Source organism: Sphingobium phenoxybenzoativorans (genome assembly GCF_018286635.1).
Classification (GTDB): domain Bacteria; phylum Pseudomonadota; class Alphaproteobacteria; order Sphingomonadales; family Sphingomonadaceae; genus Sphingobium; species Sphingobium phenoxybenzoativorans.
The window spans coordinates 3,523,515-3,541,302 of record NZ_CP073910.1 but is presented as its reverse complement, the minus strand read 5'-3'; the positions used below and the strand labels follow the sequence as shown (position 1 = coordinate 3,541,302).

General features: G+C 63.0%; 14 protein-coding genes. 10 read left to right on the top strand and 4 right to left on the bottom strand.

The features are described from left to right. Positions 1–429 precede the first annotated feature (429 nt). Entirely contained in the window at positions 430–3,219 is a 2,790-nt protein-coding gene (locus KFK14_RS17525) for a bifunctional aconitate hydratase 2/2-methylisocitrate dehydratase (protein WP_212608557.1), read from the top strand. Positions 3,220–3,307: 88 nt separating this feature from the next. Here the strand turns inward: KFK14_RS17525 and KFK14_RS17520 are convergent, their stop codons facing one another. Further along, entirely contained in the window at positions 3,308–4,069 is a 762-nt protein-coding gene (locus tag KFK14_RS17520; protein WP_212608556.1) for an IclR family transcriptional regulator domain-containing protein, read from the bottom strand. Between the two features lie 141 nt (positions 4,070–4,210). Between KFK14_RS17520 and KFK14_RS17515 the strand changes: the two genes are divergently transcribed. From KFK14_RS17515 to KFK14_RS17475, 9 genes are all read left to right on the top strand, one after another. After that, complete coding sequence (locus tag KFK14_RS17515; protein WP_070155182.1) at positions 4,211–4,903, top strand: 3-oxoacid CoA-transferase subunit A; 693 nt, start codon at positions 4,211–4,213, stop codon at positions 4,901–4,903. A 13-nt stretch (positions 4,904–4,916) separates the two neighbouring features. After that, positions 4,917–5,573, top strand: a complete 657-nt coding sequence (locus KFK14_RS17510) for a 3-oxoacid CoA-transferase subunit B (protein WP_212608555.1) — start codon at positions 4,917–4,919, stop codon at positions 5,571–5,573. A gap of 23 nt (positions 5,574–5,596) precedes the next feature. Then, on the top strand, positions 5,597–6,805 hold the full coding sequence (pcaF, locus tag KFK14_RS17505; RefSeq protein WP_212608554.1) for a 3-oxoadipyl-CoA thiolase: 1,209 nt from the start codon (positions 5,597–5,599) through the stop codon (positions 6,803–6,805). 76 nt (positions 6,806–6,881) lie between these two features. Then, positions 6,882–8,063, top strand: a complete 1,182-nt coding sequence (locus tag KFK14_RS17500) for a hypothetical protein (RefSeq protein WP_212608553.1) — start codon at positions 6,882–6,884, stop codon at positions 8,061–8,063. Between the two features lies 1 nt (position 8,064). Further along, a complete protein-coding gene (locus tag KFK14_RS17495) occupies positions 8,065–9,207 on the top strand; it encodes a glycosyltransferase family 4 protein (RefSeq protein WP_212608552.1) in 1,143 nt (380 codons plus the stop codon). A 67-nt stretch (positions 9,208–9,274) separates the two neighbouring features. Continuing rightward, entirely contained in the window at positions 9,275–10,051 is a 777-nt protein-coding gene (locus KFK14_RS17490) for an HAD family hydrolase (protein ID WP_212608551.1), read from the top strand. Positions 10,052–10,146: 95 nt separating this feature from the next. Continuing rightward, positions 10,147–10,674 (top strand): RNA polymerase sigma factor, encoded by a 528-nt coding sequence (locus KFK14_RS17485; protein WP_212608550.1) that lies wholly within the window; start codon positions 10,147–10,149, stop codon positions 10,672–10,674. A 58-nt stretch (positions 10,675–10,732) separates the two neighbouring features. Next, entirely contained in the window at positions 10,733–11,683 is a 951-nt protein-coding gene (locus tag KFK14_RS17480; RefSeq protein ID WP_212608549.1) for a FecR family protein, read from the top strand. Between the two features lie 49 nt (positions 11,684–11,732). After that, positions 11,733–13,982, top strand: coding sequence for a TonB-dependent receptor (locus tag KFK14_RS17475; protein ID WP_212608548.1), 2,250 nt, complete (start codon positions 11,733–11,735; stop codon positions 13,980–13,982). A gap of 6 nt (positions 13,983–13,988) precedes the next feature. Here the strand turns inward: KFK14_RS17475 and paoC are convergent, their stop codons facing one another. From paoC to paoA, 3 genes are read right to left on the bottom strand one after another with little or no spacing between them, the layout of a single operon-like run. Next, a complete protein-coding gene (gene paoC / locus KFK14_RS17470) occupies positions 13,989–16,205 on the bottom strand; it encodes an aldehyde oxidoreductase molybdenum-binding subunit PaoC (protein ID WP_212608547.1) in 2,217 nt (738 codons plus the stop codon). Then, positions 16,202–17,152 carry an FAD binding domain-containing protein gene (locus KFK14_RS17465; protein WP_212608546.1) on the bottom strand — a complete coding sequence of 317 codons (951 nt, stop codon included), beginning with the start codon at positions 17,150–17,152 and terminating at the stop codon, positions 16,202–16,204. Before KFK14_RS17465 ends, paoC begins: the two co-directional genes overlap by 4 nt. Then, positions 17,149–17,781, bottom strand: coding sequence for an aldehyde dehydrogenase iron-sulfur subunit PaoA (gene paoA, locus KFK14_RS17460; protein WP_212608545.1), 633 nt, complete (start codon positions 17,779–17,781; stop codon positions 17,149–17,151). Before paoA ends, KFK14_RS17465 begins: the two co-directional genes overlap by 4 nt. Positions 17,782–17,788 lie beyond the last annotated feature (7 nt).

The following is a 17,788-nucleotide window of genomic DNA, read 5'->3' as shown; positions in this document are numbered from 1 at the left end:
TAGCCGAAAATGTCCGTAGTTGTGATGGGCGGCGTCTCCGCCAAAAGTCCTTTTCACGACGCGCAAGACTATCGTGAGGGATCGGCTAATCCTTTTAAAATCGGATGCTTAACTTGCCGGCTTGGCTTTGAGCCGGAAAGAGGCGCATCGCAGCTTGGCTGCGCAATTGGGCGGCGGCCCGATACGCGATCTCGCCGGCGAGCGTCGACGCTCATTTAAGGGCGATTTCATACTTCCTATCTAGCGAGCATGCGAGCAGGCGCTCCAAGCGATTTACTCCGGTCTCAAAACGGTATTTTTTGACGAGGCGCGCCGCCTTGCCAGCCGGACGCCGTTGGCGTACCGGAAACCCGTCAAGCCTTGGGCCGGTCGATAAAATGGCTGGCGCATTGCGTTCAACTCCATGCACTTCATGATGGTGGGATTACGATGAGCATCTACCTGGATTACTTGGCCGAAATCAAAAGCAGAGAAGAGCAGGGGCTTGCCCCCAAGCCGATCGACGACGGCATACTTCTTGGTGAGGTCATTGCCCTGATCGTGGATGCGGGTAACGAGCATCGCGCCGACGCGCTCAAATTCTTCATCTACAATACGCTCCCCGGCACAACGAGCGCCGCGGTGGTCAAGGCCGCCTTCTTGAAGCAGATCATCCTGGGCGTCACCGCCATCCCGGAGATTACCCCCGCCTTCGCCCTTGAGCTGCTGTCGCATATGAAGGGCGGTCCCTCGGTTGAAGTGCTGCTCGACATCGCGCTCGGTGACGATGCCGCGATCGCCAAGCAGGCGGGCGAAGTGCTCAAGACCCAGGTTTTCCTTTATGACGCCGACATGTTCCGTCTGCGGGATGCCCTCCAGGCGGGCAATGCCGTCGCGAAGGATGTTCTGGAAAGCTATGCCGCGGCCGAGTTCTTCACCAAGCTTCCAGATGTCGAAGATGAGATCAAGGTCGTCACCTTCATCGCCGGCGAAGGCGATATCTCGACCGATCTGCTGTCCCCCGGAAACCAGGCGCATTCGCGTTCGGACCGCGAACTGCATGGCCAGTGCATGATTTCGCCCGAAGCGCAGCAGGCCATTGTGGCGCTCAAGGCGCAGCATCCCGACAAGCGCGTGATGCTGATCGCCGAAAAGGGCACGATGGGCGTCGGCTCGTCGCGCATGTCCGGCGTGAACAATGTGGCGCTGTGGACCGGCAAGCAGTCCAGCCCCTATGTGCCCTTCGTCAATTTTGCGCCCGTGGTGGGCGGCACCAACGGCATCTCGCCGATCTTCGCGACCACCGTCGACGTGACCGGCGGCATCGGCATCAACCTGAAGAACTGGGCCAAGAAGACCGACGGAGAGGGCAAGCCGATCATCAACAATGACGGCAACCCGGTCCTTGAACAGAAATTCTCGGTCGAAACCGGCACTGTGCTGAAAATCGACGTGAAGAACCGGAAGCTCTGCGACGAGAATGGCGAGGAGCTGGTCGACGTCGCGGCCGCATTCACGCCGCAGAAGATGGAATTCATGAAAGCCGGCAGCTCCTATGCCATCGTCTTTGGCAAGAAGCTCCAGTCCTTCGCCGCCGAGACCCTTGGGATCGAACCAACCCCGGTCTACGCGCCGAACAAGGAGATCACCGTCGAGGGCCAGGGCCTGACCGCGGTCGAGAAGATCTTCAACCGCAACGCCGTGGGCGTGACGCCGGGCAAGATATTGCACGCCGGTTCGGACGTGCGCGTGAAGGTGAACATCGTCGGTTCCCAGGACACCACCGGCCTGATGACCGCACAAGAGCTTGAAGCGATGGCGGCGACCGTCATCTCTCCGCTTGTTGACGGCGCCTATCAGTCGGGCTGCCACACGGCGTCCGTCTGGGACAAGAAGGCGCAGGCGAACATTCCGAAGCTGATGAGCTTCATGAACAATTTCGGCCTGATCACCGCCCGCGATCCGAAGGGCGTCTATCATTCGATGACGGACGTCATTCACAAGGTGCTGAACGACATCACCGTGGATGACTGGGCGATCATCATTGGCGGCGATAGCCACACCCGCATGTCCAAGGGCGTGGCCTTCGGCGCGGATTCCGGGACGGTCGCGCTAGCGCTTGCGACCGGCGAGGCGACCATGCCGATCCCGCAGTCGGTGAAGGTGACGTTCAAGGGCACGATGCAGCCGCACATGGACTTCCGCGATGTGGTGCATGCGACCCAGGCGCAGATGCTGGCCCAGTGCGGCGACAATGTCTTCCAGGGACGCATCATCGAAGTCCATATCGGCACGCTGCTCGCCGACCAGGCGTTCACCTTCACTGACTGGACGGCGGAGATGAAGGCCAAGGCCTCGATCTGCATCTCGCAGGATGAGACGTTGATCGAATCGCTGGAGATCGCCAAGTCGCGCATCCAGATCATGATCGACAAGGGCATGGAAAATGCCGCAGGCACGCTGAAGGGCCTGATCGCAAAGGCCGACGCCCGCATCGCCGAGATCCGCTCTGGCGTGAAGCCCGCGCTCGCACCCGACGCCAATGCAAAATATTTTGCCGAGGTCGTGGTGGATCTGGATATTATCGACGAGCCGATGATCGCCGATCCCGATGTGAACAATATCGATGTATCCAAGCGCTACACCCACGACACGATCCGCCCGGTTTCCTACTATGGCGGGACCAAGAAGGTCGATCTGGGCTTCGTGGGCTCGTGCATGGTGCACAAGGGCGACATGAAGATCGTCGCGCAGATGCTCAAGAATATCGAGAAAGCCGACGGCAAGGTCGAGTTCAAGGCGCCGCTGGTCGTCGCTGCGCCGACTTATAATATCATCGACGAACTGAAGGCCGAGGGCGACTGGGATATTCTGCAGAAATATTCGGGCTTCGAATTTGATGACGTGAAGCCGAAAACCACCAATCGTACCGAGTATGAGAATATCCTCTATCTCGAACGTCCGGGCTGCAATCTGTGCATGGGCAATCAGGAAAAGGCCGAGAGGGGCGACACCGTGCTCGCCACGTCCACTCGTCTGTTCCAGGGCCGCGTGGTCGAAGATTCCGCCGAAAAGAAGGGTGAATCACTGCTGGCCTCGACCCCGGTCGTGGTGTTGTCGGCCATTCTCGGCCGCACGCCTAACGCCGAGGAGTATAAGTCTGCCGTCGAAGGGATCGATCTTACCAAGTTCGCACCGCCGAAATCCGCTTCGGCCGGTTCCTCGTCCGTGCACTTCTAGGTTTCGAACCGGGTTCTAGAGGAAATATACTGGCGGCAGGCGTCGCGGGCATAGGGCCTGCGGCGCCTGCTGCTTTTCTCGGCGGCCGTTAAAGCCCCGACAGTGAAAGCTCGCGCGCGGCTTGCCGCAACGCTGGCAGATGGCGCGCGCGCAAATCCGCAAGTGAAGTCCGGTTCGCCTGCAGCCCTATATTTATTGCGCCGATAATGCCTGTCTTGCCGGTGATCGGCACTGCGATCGATCGCAATCCGGCTTCAAGCTCCTGATCGACCACGGCATAGCCCTGCTCTGCGGTCTGCGCGAAAATGGCGCGGAGTTTCACGGGGCTGGTTTCAGTCCTGTCGGTACGTTGGATAAGCGCAGTGCGCGCCAGATAGGCGTTCTGCTCCTCAATGCTTGCCGCGGCGAGGAGCACGCGGCCCATCGATGTGCAGTAAAGCGGCAGCCTGCTGCCCACACGCAAGGCAATGGACATGATCCGCTCGGTTTCCGACCGGCCGACATAGACCAGCTCGTCGCCGTCGCGGACGCCCAGCGAACAGGATTCGTGCAATGTCTTGCACACATGATCCAGAATCGGCTGCGCGATCGCGGGCAGATCGCTGGACGACAGATAGGCATATCCCAACGTCAGCGCCTTGGGCATCAGGGTGTAGTGGGGGCCGTTCCGCGCCGCATATCCCAGCTCCACCAGCGTATGGAGACAGCGGCGCGTCGCCGCCTTGCTCAATTTTGTCAGCCCGCTCGCATCGGCGACCGTCAGCGGGCGGCGCTGTTCGGCGAAACAGCTCATCACGCTCAACCCTCGCGCCAGGGACGTCATGAAATCGGGGTCGCTGGCGCTGCTCATAGATATTCCTTGCGAGACATATCGCTCCGATAGCATCCAGTTTCATTGCGGGAAAGTCCGATAATCGGATTATAATCCGATTATCGGTTGACTCTCTTTTGCGGCGGGATCACAGGTGGGTCTACGGAATGGGGAAGTGATATGATCGACAAGGGCGTGCCTACGCCGGCGGCGGCGGTCGCAGGCATCTTCCACGGCGCATCCGTCATGATCGGCGGTTTCGGCACGGCGGGCATGCCCGACCAGTTGATTGACGCCCTGATCGATCAGGGTGCGGGCGATCTGACGATCATCAACAATAATGCGGGAAATGGCGAAACGGGGCTGGCGGCGCTCATAGCCGCCGGGCGGGTGCGGAAGATCATCTGCTCCTTTCCCCGGCAGTCTGACTCGCACCATTTCGACGCCCGTTACCGCGCGGGAGACATAGAGCTGGAGCTTGTGCCGCAGGGCAATCTGGCCGCCCGCATTCATGCCGCCGGGTCCGGGCTTGGGGCCATTTTCACGCCCACCGGTTTCGGCACGCTCCTGGCCGAAGGGAAGGAAACGCGGGAAATCGACGGTAAGAATTATGTTCTCGAATATCCAATCCATGCCGACTTTGCGTTGATCAAGGCGGAGGCGGCGGATCGCTGGGGTAATCTTGTCTACCGCAAGACGGCGCGCAATTTCGGTCCGATTATGGCGATGGCGGCGAAATGCACAATCGCGCAGGTCGCCCGGATTGCGCCATTGGGCGGCATCGATCCCGAAACCATCGTCACGCCGGGCATTTTCGTCCAGCGCATCGTCCATATCGCATCCGCCGCCCCGTCCGCGGCGCAGGCCGCCTGACCGGGATGCCGCCATGCAAAGATTGAACCGGGAGCAGATGGCGCGGCGCGTGGCGCGGGACATTCCCGAAGGGGCCTATGTGAATCTGGGCATCGGCCTTCCGACCCTGGTGGCGAATTTCCTTCCGGCCGAGCGGGAGATATTCCTGCAGAGCGAAAACGGCCTGCTTGGCATGGGACCTGCTCCCGCGCGGGGGGCGGAGGACCCCGACCTCATCAATGCCGGCAAGCAACCCGTGACGCTGTTGCCGGGCGGCAGTTTCTTCCACCATGCGGACAGTTTCGCGATGATGCGCGGCGGGCATATCGACATCTGCGTGCTTGGCGCATTTCAGGTCTCGACGCGGGGCGACCTGGCCAACTGGCACACGGGCGCGCCGGATGCGATCCCGGCGGTCGGCGGAGCAATGGACCTGGCGATCGGCGCAAAGCGGACTTTCGTCATGATGGAATTGCTCACCAAGACGGGCGAGAGCAAGCTGGTCGATCAATGCACCTATCCCATCACGGGGATGGCCTGCGTTTCCCGCATCTATTCCGACATCGCCATTTTCGACATCGCTCCGCAGGGCGCGAGCGTCGTGGAAATGGCGGAAGGGCTGACGCTGGATGAGCTGCGCGCATTGACCGGAGTACCGCTGATCGCCGGGGCGGCGCTCCAGCCCGGCTGAGCGCTTTTCCAGAGGATATGCCAATGATTGACGCCTTCATCTGCGACGCGGTCCGCACGCCTGTCGGCCGCTATGGCGGCATATTGTCGCAGGTGCGCGCCGACGATCTGGGCGCGGTCCCGCTGCGCGCGTTGATCGCCCGCAATCCGGCGCTGGATCCGGCGGCGATCGAGGAGGTCTTTTACGGCTGCGCCAACCAGTCGGGCGAGGACAATCGCAATGTCGCGCGGATGAGCCTGTTGCTTGCCGGCATGCCGCAGGAGGTGCCCGGCGTTACGCTCAACCGCCTTTGCGCGTCGGGGCTGGAGGCGGTCGGCGCAGCGGCGCGCGCCATCCGCAGCGGGGAAATGGCGTTGGCGATCGCGGGCGGCGTGGAAAGCATGACGCGCGCGCCCTTCGTCATGGGCAAATCGCCCGGCGCCTTTGGCCGCGCGCAGAAGCTGGAAGACACGACGATGGGGTGGCGTTTCGTCAATCCGGCCCTCGACGCGCTCTACGGGACGGAAGCGATGCCGCGCACGGCGGAGAATGTCGCGCAGGACTATCATATATCGCGCGCGGATCAGGACGCTTTCGCGCTTCGCAGTCAGCAGCGCGCTTTTGCTGCGCAGCAAAATGGCTATTTCGCGGAGGAGATCACGCTCGTTGCGGCGCCTAGCCGGAAGCGGGGCGAGGTCGTTGAAGCGGCTGTGGATGAGCATCCGCGGAAGGACACTACGCTGGAAGCTCTGTCTGCGCTGAAGCCCCTGTTCGGCGGCGAGGGCACGGTCACGGCGGGTAACGCATCCGGGATCAACGACGGCGCCGCCGCCATGATCATCGCCAGCGAGGAAGCGGCGAAGGCTCATAACCTTCGGCCGCGCGCCCGCATATTGGGCATGGCCTCGGCCGGCGTCGCGCCGCGCGTCATGGGTATCGGGCCGGTCCCCGCAACGCAGAAGCTGATGGCGCGGCTTGGCCTCTCCATCGCTGATTTCGATGCGATAGAATTGAACGAAGCCTTTGCCAGCCAGTCGCTTGCCGTTCTTCGCGCTCTTGGCCTGTCCGATGATGCAGCGCATGTGAATCCGAATGGCGGCGCGATTGCGCTTGGTCATCCGCTGGGCATGTCCGGCGCGCGGATCGTAATGACGCTTGCGCATCAGCTTGAACGCAGCGGCGGACGCCTGGGCCTGGCCACTTTGTGCATTGGGGTGGGAATGGGCCTCGCGCTGGCCATTGAGCGAGTATAGCCCGCGAGCGGCCGCCCCGCATAAAATGCTTTCGCCTGGAACTGTGGTGATGGAGTGACCGCGCCGTCATGCCGGGATGCGCATCGGCTTTCTTTTCAATCATGATCAGGTTCATCAGGTCGCCCACAGCCTTCCCATTGCGATGGCGCTCGCCAGAAGCGGCCTGGGCCATGACATCGTCATCGCGACCACCAACCCCCGGTTGAAGGCGGCGGTTGGACGGCTGATGCGCGGTTTTGGCCATAAGATTGAGCATGTCGAACTCGGCCTGGAGAGCAAGACGTCCAGATGGCTAAGCGGCGCGCTGGAGCATGTCGTGCCCGCGACAAAGATACTCGTCTATCGCGACAATCTGGATTTCTTCCGGTCTCTGGACATTCTTGTCGTGGCGGAAAAGACGTCCCTTATCCTCAAGACGCGCTATGGGCTTGAGGACCTGAAGATCGTCCATACCCGCCATGGCGCCGGGGATCGTGCGATAGGATTCGACAAGGCCAGCGCCGGTTTCGACCATGTGCTGGCGTCAGGCGAAAAAATTCGCGACCGGCTGATAAAGGACGCTGGCTTGCCGCCTTCGAAAGTTTCAGTGGTCGGCTATCCCAAATTCGATCTTTCCCGGAAGGATGATGCGCCTTTCTTCGGCAATGGCCGGCCGACGGTGCTCTACAACCCGCATGTCTCGCCGCATCTGTCCTCCTGGTACAAGGCCGGGCGGCAGGTGCTGGACTTCTTCCTGCGCAATGACGATTTCAACCTGATCTTCGCGCCGCACGTCATGCTGTTCGAACGGCCGTTTTCGGTCAGTATCGACCGGCTGCGCATCGACCGCGCCGGGCGTATCGACCCGCGCTTCCTGCGCGCGCCCAATATTCATATCGATCTGGGCAGCCTGGCGTCCACGGATATGACCTATAGCAATGCCGCCGACATATATCTTGGGGATGTCAGCAGTCAGATATATGAATTTCTGCGGCGTCCGCGACCATGCCTGTTCCTGAACACGCATGGCGTGCATTATCGGGAAGATCGCAACTATGCGCATTGGCAGAGCGGGCCGGTGATAGAGGATGCGGGCCGCCTGGGCGATGCCCTTGCCGACGCCATGGCCACGCATGACCAATATCTGCCGGTTCAGCGGGCCTTGTTCGATATGAGTTTCGACCTGACCGCCGAACCCTCCGCCGACCGCGCCGCGCGGGCGATCCTGGCCCTGGTGAATGCGGAGGCAGAGGCGCCGCAATGGCGCGCGGTCGCCTGACATGTCCGGCCCGCGTATCGCCTATATCATCAATTCTCTGGAGGGCGGCGGCGCTGCGCTTCCCGTGCCCGATGTGATCGGGACGATGATCCGGTCCGGGGCACAGGTCCGGCTGTTCGCCCTGTCCCGCCGGGATGGCCGCGCAGCCAGCGCACTGGACGCCGCCGGGATCGACTATCGGGTTTCGGAGGCGGGAAAGTCGGACCATCTGGCGGCGGCCCGCTGGCTGCGCAGGGAATTGAAGGCGTTCGGCCCGACCGTGATCTGGACATCGCTGACGCAGGCGACGATCATCGGCCAGATCATGGGGCTGTTGATGCGGACGCCAGTGGTCAGTTGGCAGCATAACGCCTATCTGAAACCGGCGAACCGCCGCTTGCTCGCGTTGACGCGCCGCCTCAGCCGCCTCTGGGTCGCGGATTCCCGGTCGGTCGCGGCGCTCACCCACAGCCAACTGGGCATCGACCCGGCCGACATCATGATATGGCCGCTATTCCACGCTGACCCCGATGCTCCGGCCTCTTTGCTTCCACGAAATGACGGCATGTTCCGCATCGGCAGTCTTGGCCGCCTGCATCCAAACAAGGGATATGACATACTCGTGGCGGCCCTCGCCATTGTCTCGCGTGATGCGCCGGAGGTTGCCGGGCGGTTGCAGGTCGTGATCGGCGGGGAGGGCGCAGAGCGGGACCGTCTCACCGGGCTGGCCAGTCAATATGGCGTCACCAACCTGCTGCTTGCCGGATACCAGGCGTCGCCAAGGAATTTCCTCGCCGGTCTGGACGGTTATATTCAACCCTCCCGCGCCGAGGGGCTGTGCATCGCCGCGCATGAGGCGATGCAGGCGGGATTGCCGGTCATCGTTTCCGACGTTGGGGAAATGCCCCATTCCGTATTGCCTGGCGAGACGGGCCTGATCGTACCCCCGGAAGATGCGCAGGCGCTTGCCAGCGCCATTATCGCGCTGGTCCGCGATCCGGCGCGGGCAGGGTCGATGGGGGCCAGCGGCCGGGCGCGCATCCTGTCCGAATTCAGCGCCGCCCGGTTCGAAGCGGCTGGCCGGGCCGTCATGGCGCGCATCAGCGAATGGGGCGTCGCCGCGCCGCGCACCGGCATTTCAAAAAATAACCCTTTGCCCGACTGAGGTGGCCGATCCCGCCTGACGTCATGCGCTTCGACACGATGCTGACGGCAAATAAGGGACGCAAGCAATGACGAACGCGCAACGGCTGGACGCAGATATTCCCGGCCCATCGGTCGATGTCGCGCGGGCGGCACCAGACGCTCGTCCTGCGATCCAGATTGTGCCGCGCGCCATCCCGGTTCCCATCTCGATCTTCGATCTCGATCGCACCCTTACCCGGCACGGTACCTACACGCCGTTCCTCATCTATGCGGCGTTGCGTATCGCGCCCTGGCGCATCGCATTGCTGCCGCTGATGCTTTTCGGCATGATCGCCTACAAGCTGGGGTTCGTCAGCCGTTGCCAGCTCAAGGTGCTGCAGCATGGCTTGCTGATCGGCCGGTCGCTGCCCAGGCGCAGGATCGATTCCCTCGCCAGGGGGTTTGCCGATCGTCTGTGGCGGAAGGGGATATTGAAAAAAGGAGTCCTCCGGATCGCACAGGAGCGCGCGGAGGGCCGCCGCGTCATGCTCGCCACCGCCGCGAACAGCTATTATCTTCAGGCGATAGCCGACCGTATCGGTATTTCCGAAGTCATCTCAACCCGGTCTGTCTGGCACGGCGACATATTGCGCCCCACCATCGAAGGCGACAATTGCTACGGCGCGGCCAAGCGCAGCATGACGATGGCCTATCTGGAGGATGCCGGGCTTGACCGGAGCGATCTGCACCTGCGCTTTTTTTCCGATCATGTGTCCGATCGCCCGACTTTCGAATGGGTCGATGAACCGATCGCGGTCAATCCGTCGCCAAAGCTGATGAAATTCGCCAGGCAAAAGGGATGGGAAGTGCTCGACTGGACATGAGCGGGCTTTCCGTTCCGGCCAAAGTCATCCGGCGCCATCCGCCGGATTCCAAAAATATGCTTTCCCAATAAGGCCGCCTCTGCGAACAGTCGGGTATGAGTTCGCATCAGGATAATGGTCTGAAGGCGCTCTATGCTGTGCACCGCACCGAGTTGCTGCGCTTCCTGACGGCGCGCACCGGCGATGCGGCGGAGGCGGAGGACCTGCTCCAGGAATTATGGCTGCGCACAACCCGGCATGATAGCGGGCCGGTCGGCAATGGGCGGGCCTATCTTTACCGCATGGCGCAGAATCTGATCGTTGACCGGCTGCGGGAGAAGCAGCGGCGCATGGCGCGCGAACGGCGATGGGCGGACCAGGAGACGGACTTTGTGGCGGCCGGAACAGAACCCGCCGACCGGAGGCAGACGGCGGAGGAGGACATGCTGGCGCGCGAGGAAGTCGCGACCCTTGTCTCTGCGGTGATGAACCTGCCGGCCGGGGCGCGGAAGGCGTTCGAACTGCATAAGCTGGAGGGTTTCAGCCATGCGGAGGTCGCCGCGCAGTTGGGCATAAGCAAGAGCGGCGTGGAAAAGCATATGGCCGTCGCCATGAAATATTTACGGCGCGCATTGCTGGACTGAGGTAGGTGGGGAACGGGGACGTCTTGATGGATGTAAAGGGAGAAGGGACACGCTTGCCATGAAGGCGCGGCCGGAAATAACAGAGCAAATGCTGGACGAGGCGCTGGCCTGGCACATGACGCTGGAGGCCGATGATGCCGATTGGGACGGCTATACGGCATGGCTGGAGGCGGATCCGCTCCACCGGGACGCCTTTGATGCGGTGGCGCTGGTCGATGCGGCGGTGATGGACAATCGTACGGCGATCAGGGACCTGGTGGCCATCCGGCAGCCCGAATCTTCCACTGCGTCGCCATCGCGCCGCTGGATGCTGGGGGGAGCGATTGCGGCGGCGATCGCGCTTGTCTTTGCGATCCCCATGCTCCGGAAGGATGGCGCAGTTTCCACCTACCGCACAGCGCCGGGCGAAAGCCGCGACCTTGCATTGGCGAACGGCACGAATGTCACCCTGTCCCCCGCCAGCACCATCATCGTCACGGGCAAGGATGCAGCGAAGATCGAACTGGCCAGCGGAGAGGCCTATTTCGATGTCAGGCATGATCCAGGCCGCACATTGACCGTCGCCGTGAATGGCTATCAGGTCACCGACATCGGGACCCGCTTTGTCGTCAATGCGGCTGGCGGCCAATTCCATGTTGGCGTGTCGGAAGGCATTGTGTCCGTAACCTCGCCAGATGGCGGACGGGCGGTTCAGATCAATGCCGGTCAGCAGATGTTCAGTGGAGGCGGCGCCGCGACGATTTCCTCCGTTCCCGCTGCCGATATTGGTAGCTGGCGCTCCGGCAGGCTGTCCTATAGTGACGCTCCATTGCCCATCGTCGCTGCGGATATCGCGCGTTATTCGGGCAAGGCCATCACTGTCGATCCGTCGCTGGAGAAGAAGCATTTTTCGGGCATACTGGTCATCGGTGACGGAACCAGGCTGGTCGACGATCTCGCGACGGTCATGGATATCCGGGTCAGTCCTCAAAAGGACGGCTATCGCCTCGGCGCTGCTGCTTCTCGCTGAGGCCGGGGCGTTTCCCACGAGCGCGTGGGCGCGGGAGCCGCGCTATGAAATGGATATTCCCGCCGGGCCGCTGAGCGCCAGCTTGGCCGCTTTCTCTCGGATTACCGGGCTTTCCATCGGCTTGCCCGGCGCGATGCCGCGCGCGACGTCCCGGCGGGTTTCCGGCGCGATGTCGGCCGATGCGGCGCTGCGCCGTCTGCTGCGCGGCACGGGGTTGCGCGCCGTCCGCTTGAGCGCGGCCGTATACCGCATCGAACCCGTCCCCGCCGTGCGGGGGCAGCCGGTGGAGGAGCCGCCCTCTCCGCCGCCTGGCGGGGCTGAGTTGCCTGCGGCCGATATTGTCGTGACTGCGCAAAAGCGGCCCCAATTTCTCGCTAATGTGCCATTGTCCATTTCCGTGCTGGCGGCGGCGGACATGCCCGGCGGCATTGCTTCCCCGGAAAGCCGGAACATCGTCTCAGCCACCGAAGGGCTGGCGATGACCAACCTTGGCCCCGGCCGGAACCGGCAGTTCATCCGGGGCGTGGCGGACAGTCCGTTCAACGGCCTCAGCCAGTCGACGGTCGCCGTGCAGATGGATGAGGCGCGGGTGACCTATGACGCGCCCGACCCGGACCTGCGCCTGTTCGATATTGATCGGGTCGAGATATTGAAAGGGCCGCAGGGGCCGCTCTACGGTTCCGGCGCGCTTGGCGGCATTTATCATATCGTCACCCGGAAACCAGACCTGGACGCCATCGCGGCGACGGCGCGCCTGACATCGGAAGCCGTGCAGCATGGCGGCATTGGCGGCGGCGTCGATGCAGTGATCAACATGCCGGTTGTGGACAACCGGCTGGCGATCCGTTTCGTTGGCTACCGTTCCTATGCCGCAGGGTGGATCGACAATGTGAACCGGCGGGACGATACCAATTCCAGCCGGACATTGGGGGGGCGGCTGGCGCTACGCTGGCGGCCTTCGGATGACTGGACGGTCGATGTCGGCGGGACGCTGCAGGACCTGAATGTGAATGACAGCCAATATGTGCTGGCGTCCGACGATACGCTCGAACGCGACAACGCCATTGCCGAACCGAATGACAACGATTTCCGCATGGTGAACGCCACGGTGCGGGGGCAGCTTGGCGATATGCGCCTGCTCTATGCGGCCAGCTTCATCGACCATGATGTCGATTATACGCTGGAGGCGACCGCGGCTTCGCCCTTTTTCGGCCTGTCCGGCCCCTCCGCCTATCGCAACAAGCGGGAATATAAGCTGTTCAACCAGGAGGTCCGCCTGTCCGGCGGCCGCTGGCTGGTCGGCCTTTCCTATATGCACGCGAAAACCCACGACATAGGGACAATCCAGCAAGCGCAGGGCGACCCGCAGGCGGTGAGCATAGAGGATCGCTCGGCCACCGAATATGCGGCCTTTGGCGAGGCGAGTTTCCGGCTATTCTCGTTGATCGACGGCACGGTTGGCGCGCGGCTCTATCACTCCGTGACTAGCGACGAGAATGATGAGCAGGATGGACGGCGGGAATTGCGGCTGCACAAGACCGTTCTATCGCCAAGCATATCGCTATCCATGCCGCTTTCGGATCGCGGCCTGGTGTATCTGCGTTACGCGCGGGCGGTGCGGCCCGGCGGTCTCGCCTCTGCCGGAACGCCGGGGGATTCCCGGTTCGCATCCGACGAACTTGGCACCGTCGATCTGGGCATGAGGCGATCATCGCGAGATGGCCGGCTGTCTGCATCGGCAAGCCTCTATTACACGATATGGACCGATATCCAGTCGGACTATCTGTTACCCAATGGCCTGGTGTCCACGCGCAATGCAGGCCGCGGCCGCATCGTTGGCGCTGAAGCTGCGGTCGAATGGACGATTGGGGGCGGGTTCACCCTTGCCGCCGGGGCCAGCGCCCAGAGCACGCGCCTGACCCATGCCGAAGATGATCTGGAACTGGAGGATCGCCGCCTGCCGATCGCGCCGGACATAACCGGGCGGATCATCCTGTCCAAAGCGTTCAGCCTTGGCGACTGGCGGGCGCTGATTTCCGGTCAGGCCAATTATATCGGCCATGCGCGCCTCACCTTCGATCAGGACCTCGACCGGAAGATGGGCAATTATACGCTATATGCCCTGAATGCGTCGATGGCGCGCGGGCCGCTCACCCTGACGGCGCGGATCGACAATCTGTTCGACGTGAAGGGCGACAACAGCTTTGCCTTCGGCAATCCCTTTTCCATCCGCGCCGCCGAGCAATATACGCCGCTCCGCCCGCGCACGCTCACCCTGTCGGTCAGCCGCGCCTGGTAAGGGCGGTCAGGCGAAGGCCGGTTCCGGCAATCCCCGCAATATCTTGTCCAGCGTCAGCGGATAGTCGCGGATGCGCACGCCGCAGGCATTGTAGACAGCGTTGGCGACCGCCGCGCCCGCGCCGCAAATCCCCAACTCGCCGATGCCCTTCGCCTTCATCGGTGAGGATTTGTCATCCAGTTCCTCAACGAACAGCACATCCTGATCGGGAATGTCGGCGTGCACGGGCACCTGATATTCGGCCATGTCGTGATTGACGAAATAGCCGAAGCGGGGATCGACGATCAGTTCCTCCATCAACGCGGAGCCGACGCCCATCGTCATTGCGCCGATCACCTGGCTGCGCGCCGATTTCGGGTTGAGGATCCGTCCGGCCGCGAAAGCGCCGCCCATGCGCCGCACCCGCGTTTCGCCGGTATGCATGTCGACGCCCACCTCGCAGAAATGCGCGCCGAATGTCGCCTGCGCATAGGCCTTGTCCAGATCGCCATATTCCATGCTGTCCTCGGCGGAGACGCCCTCGCGGCCCGCTGCCTGCTTCAGCGGAATGGAACGGCCGCCGGACTTGATCATCCCGTCCTCGAACGTCGCGTCCTCCGCATTGAATCCCGCTTTCTGCGCCAGGATGCCGCGCGCTGCGACACAGGCCGCATAGACGCCAGCCGTCGAACTGTTCGCCCCCCATTGGCCGCCTGATCCCGCGGATTCCGGAAACTTGCTGTCGCCCAGGCGAACCTGCACGGCTTCCAACGGCACGCCAAGCATTTCGGCGGCTGTCTGGGCAATGATCGTGTAGCTGCCGGTGCCGATGTCGGTCATGTCGGTCTCAACGATGACGCCGCCCTTGCCGTCCACTTTCACCCGCGCGCCGGACTTGCCGACCAGATTGTTGCGGAACGCCACCGCCATGCCCATGCCGACCAGCCATCGCCCATCGCGCACCTGGCCGGGCCGGGGATTGCGTTTCGCCCAGCCGAACCGGTCCGCGCCCTGGCGCAGACATTCGACCAGCTTGCGGCTGGAGAAGGGACGGCCGGGTCCGGCCTCCGGATCATATTGCACATCGTTGCGGATGCGCAGTTCGACCGGATCGACACTGCATGCCTCTGCCAGCTCATCCATCGCGATTTCCAGCGCCAGCAGGCCGACCGCCTCACCCGGCGCGCGCATCGCATTCCCCTCCGGCAAATCCAGTGTCGCCAGCCGGTGCGCGGTCATCCGGTTCTTGCCGCCATAGAGCAGCCGGGTCTGCATGGCGCCCGTCTCAGGACTGCCGCCGGGCAGGTCGCCCGACCAGCATTCATGCCCGATCGCATCGATCACGCCGTTGCGATCCGCACCGATCCTGATCCGCTGGATGGTGGCGGGCCGGTGCGTGGTATTGTTGGGAATCTGCGGCCGCGCGAGCGCCACCTTGACCGGCCGTCCCGCCGCCCGCGCGCCCAGCGCCGCCAGAACCGCGTCCGCGCGCACAAACAGCTTGGACCCGAATCCGCCGCCGATATAGGGCGACATGACGTGGATATCCTCGCGCTTCATCTTGAGCGTCAGGGCCATCTCCTTCACGGCCCAGGCGATCATCTGGTTGGACGTCCACAGCGTCAGTCGCCCGCCCAGCCATGCCGCGGTCGTCGCGTGCGGCTCCATCATCGCATGGCTGTGATCGGGGGTCGTATAGGTCCGATCGATCTTGACCGCGGCCTTCCCGAATGCGCCTGCAAAGTCGCCCACCGCGCTGTCGGGATCGCCGCCGAAGCCGGCAGGGGGCTTCACCGCAGTATCTTTTTCGGCGGCGAGCACGAACTTCCCCGCCTCCTGCGCATAATCGATCCGCACCAGCTTTGCGGCGTCCCGCGCCTGTTCCAGCGTCTGCGCGACGACCAGCGCCAGCGCCTGGTCATAATGTTCGATCTTCGGCCCGCCGAGCAGATAGGCCGTGTTCATCGATCCTTTGCCCAACGGTCCGGCATTTTCATGCGTCACCACGGCAAGAACGCCGGGCGCGGCCAGCGCATCGCGGCTGTCGATGGACTTGATGCTGCCCTTGGCGATGGCCGATCCGACGATCCAGCCGTAGGCTGCGTTGGGTGCGACATCATGCCGTTCATAGGCGTAGGGCGCGCTGCCAGTTACTTTCGCCGGTCCGTCGATCCGGTCATGCGGAATGCCGACCACCTTACCGCGGTCGATAGGGTTGATGGTTGCTGGCTGATCGAACTTCATGCCCTTGCCTCCGCGAAGATGGACGCCAGCGTCCGGGCCGTCAGATCCTTTTTGAACGCATTGTCCCGCGTGGTTTTGGCTCCGCTCAACGCTGCTTCCGCAACGGCCTTTGCCCCCTGCGCCGCAGCCGTATCGGCCGCATTGACCCGCCATGGTTTCGGCGCCAGTCCGCCAAAGGCGAAGCGGCCGCCCTTGTCGGGAGTGAACACGGCCGCGACCGACACCAGCGCAAAGGCGTAGGAGGCACGGTCCCTGACCTTGCGATAGATATGCGTTCCGCCAATGGGCTTTGGCAGGGTGACAGACAGGATCAGTTCGCCAGGCGCGAGCGCGCTCTCCACCTCCGGCCTGTCTCCCGGCAGCCGGTGGAAATCGGCGATGGGGATCGACCGTTTCGTCCCGTTCGGCGCGACCGTATCGACTGTCGCGTCGAGCAGGCGCATGGCCACGGCCATGTCCGACGGATGGGTGGCGATGCAGGCGTCGCTCGTGCCCATGATCGCCAGATTGCGGCTGATGCCTTTCATCGCGGCGCATCCGGTTCCCGGCTTGCGCTTGTTGCACGGCTTGGTCGTGTCGTAAAAATAGGGGCAGCGGGTCCGTTGCAGCAAATTCCCCGCCGTCGTCGCCTTGTTGCGCAATTGCCCCGAAGCGCCGGCCAGCAGCGCCCGGCTCAACACGGCATAGTCGCGCCGCACGCGCTTGTCCGCGGCAAGATCCGTATTCCGCACGAGCGCGCCGATACGCAGGCCGCCCTCATTGGTCGCTTCGATCTTGTCCAGCTCAAGCCTGTTGACGTCGATCAGATGCGCGGGCGTTTCAATCTGCAGCTTCATCAGGTCCAGCAAATTGGTGCCGCCCGCGATGAAGCGCGCGCCGGGGCGGGAAAGAGCGGCGGCGGCGGCCTGCGCGGGGCTTTCCGCGCGTTCATAGGTAAACGCCTTCATGCCTTGTCCTCCCCTGCCACGTCGCGGATTGCGGCGATGATGTTCGAATAGGCGGCGCATCGGCAGATATTGCCGCTCATCCTCTCGCGCGCCTCCTCGTCCGAAAACGCCACATTATTCAGGTCGTGGGTGACATGGCTGGGAATGCCCGCCTCGATCTCGTCCAGCACAGCGACAGCGGAACAAATCTGCCCCGGCGTGCAATAGCCGCACTGATATCCGTCATGCACGACGAACGCCTTCTGCATGGGATGCAGCTTTTCGGGGGATCCCAGCCCCTCAATCGTTGTGACTTCCTGTCCGTCATGCATCACGGCGAGCGTCAGGCAACTGTTGATCCTGCGCCCCTCGACAATCACGGTGCACGCGCCGCATTGCCCGTGATCGCATCCCTTTTTGGTGCCGGTCAGGCGCAGATGCTCACGCAGCGTATCGAGCAAGGTCGTGCGCGGGTCCAGGGTCAGGTGATGATCCTTCCCGTTGATCCTGAGCGCTACGGGCACCATCGCATCGTCTCCCTTGGCGGGTGTGGCGGCCTGCGCGCGCGGGATCGCAGAGGTCGCGCATGCGGCTGCGCTCGCGCCTAGAACAGTCCTGCGGGTCACAACGCCGAAATCGCCCACCGTCATATAGCCT

Coding starts and splice junctions, on each gene's coding strand:
- KFK14_RS17485 (WP_212608550.1), top strand. CDS start 10,147: ATGAGTTCGCATCAGGATAATGGTCTGAAGGCGCTCTATGCTGTGCAC.
- KFK14_RS17520 (WP_212608556.1), bottom strand. CDS start 4,069: ATGAGCAGCGCCAGCGACCCCGATTTCATGACGTCCCTGGCGCGAGGG.
- KFK14_RS17495 (WP_212608552.1), top strand. CDS start 8,065: ATGTCCGGCCCGCGTATCGCCTATATCATCAATTCTCTGGAGGGCGGC.
- pcaF (WP_212608554.1), top strand. CDS start 5,597: ATGATTGACGCCTTCATCTGCGACGCGGTCCGCACGCCTGTCGGCCGC.
- KFK14_RS17475 (WP_212608548.1), top strand. CDS start 11,733: ATGGATATTCCCGCCGGGCCGCTGAGCGCCAGCTTGGCCGCTTTCTCT.
- KFK14_RS17465 (WP_212608546.1), bottom strand. CDS start 17,152: ATGAAGGCGTTTACCTATGAACGCGCGGAAAGCCCCGCGCAGGCCGCC.
- paoA (WP_212608545.1), bottom strand. CDS start 17,781: ATGACGGTGGGCGATTTCGGCGTTGTGACCCGCAGGACTGTTCTAGGC.
- KFK14_RS17500 (WP_212608553.1), top strand. CDS start 6,882: ATGCGCATCGGCTTTCTTTTCAATCATGATCAGGTTCATCAGGTCGCC.
- KFK14_RS17490 (WP_212608551.1), top strand. CDS start 9,275: ATGACGAACGCGCAACGGCTGGACGCAGATATTCCCGGCCCATCGGTC.
- KFK14_RS17515 (WP_070155182.1), top strand. CDS start 4,211: ATGATCGACAAGGGCGTGCCTACGCCGGCGGCGGCGGTCGCAGGCATC.
- KFK14_RS17525 (WP_212608557.1), top strand. CDS start 430: ATGAGCATCTACCTGGATTACTTGGCCGAAATCAAAAGCAGAGAAGAG.
- paoC (WP_212608547.1), bottom strand. CDS start 16,205: ATGAAGTTCGATCAGCCAGCAACCATCAACCCTATCGACCGCGGTAAG.
- KFK14_RS17480 (WP_212608549.1), top strand. CDS start 10,733: ATGAAGGCGCGGCCGGAAATAACAGAGCAAATGCTGGACGAGGCGCTG.
- KFK14_RS17510 (WP_212608555.1), top strand. CDS start 4,917: ATGCAAAGATTGAACCGGGAGCAGATGGCGCGGCGCGTGGCGCGGGAC.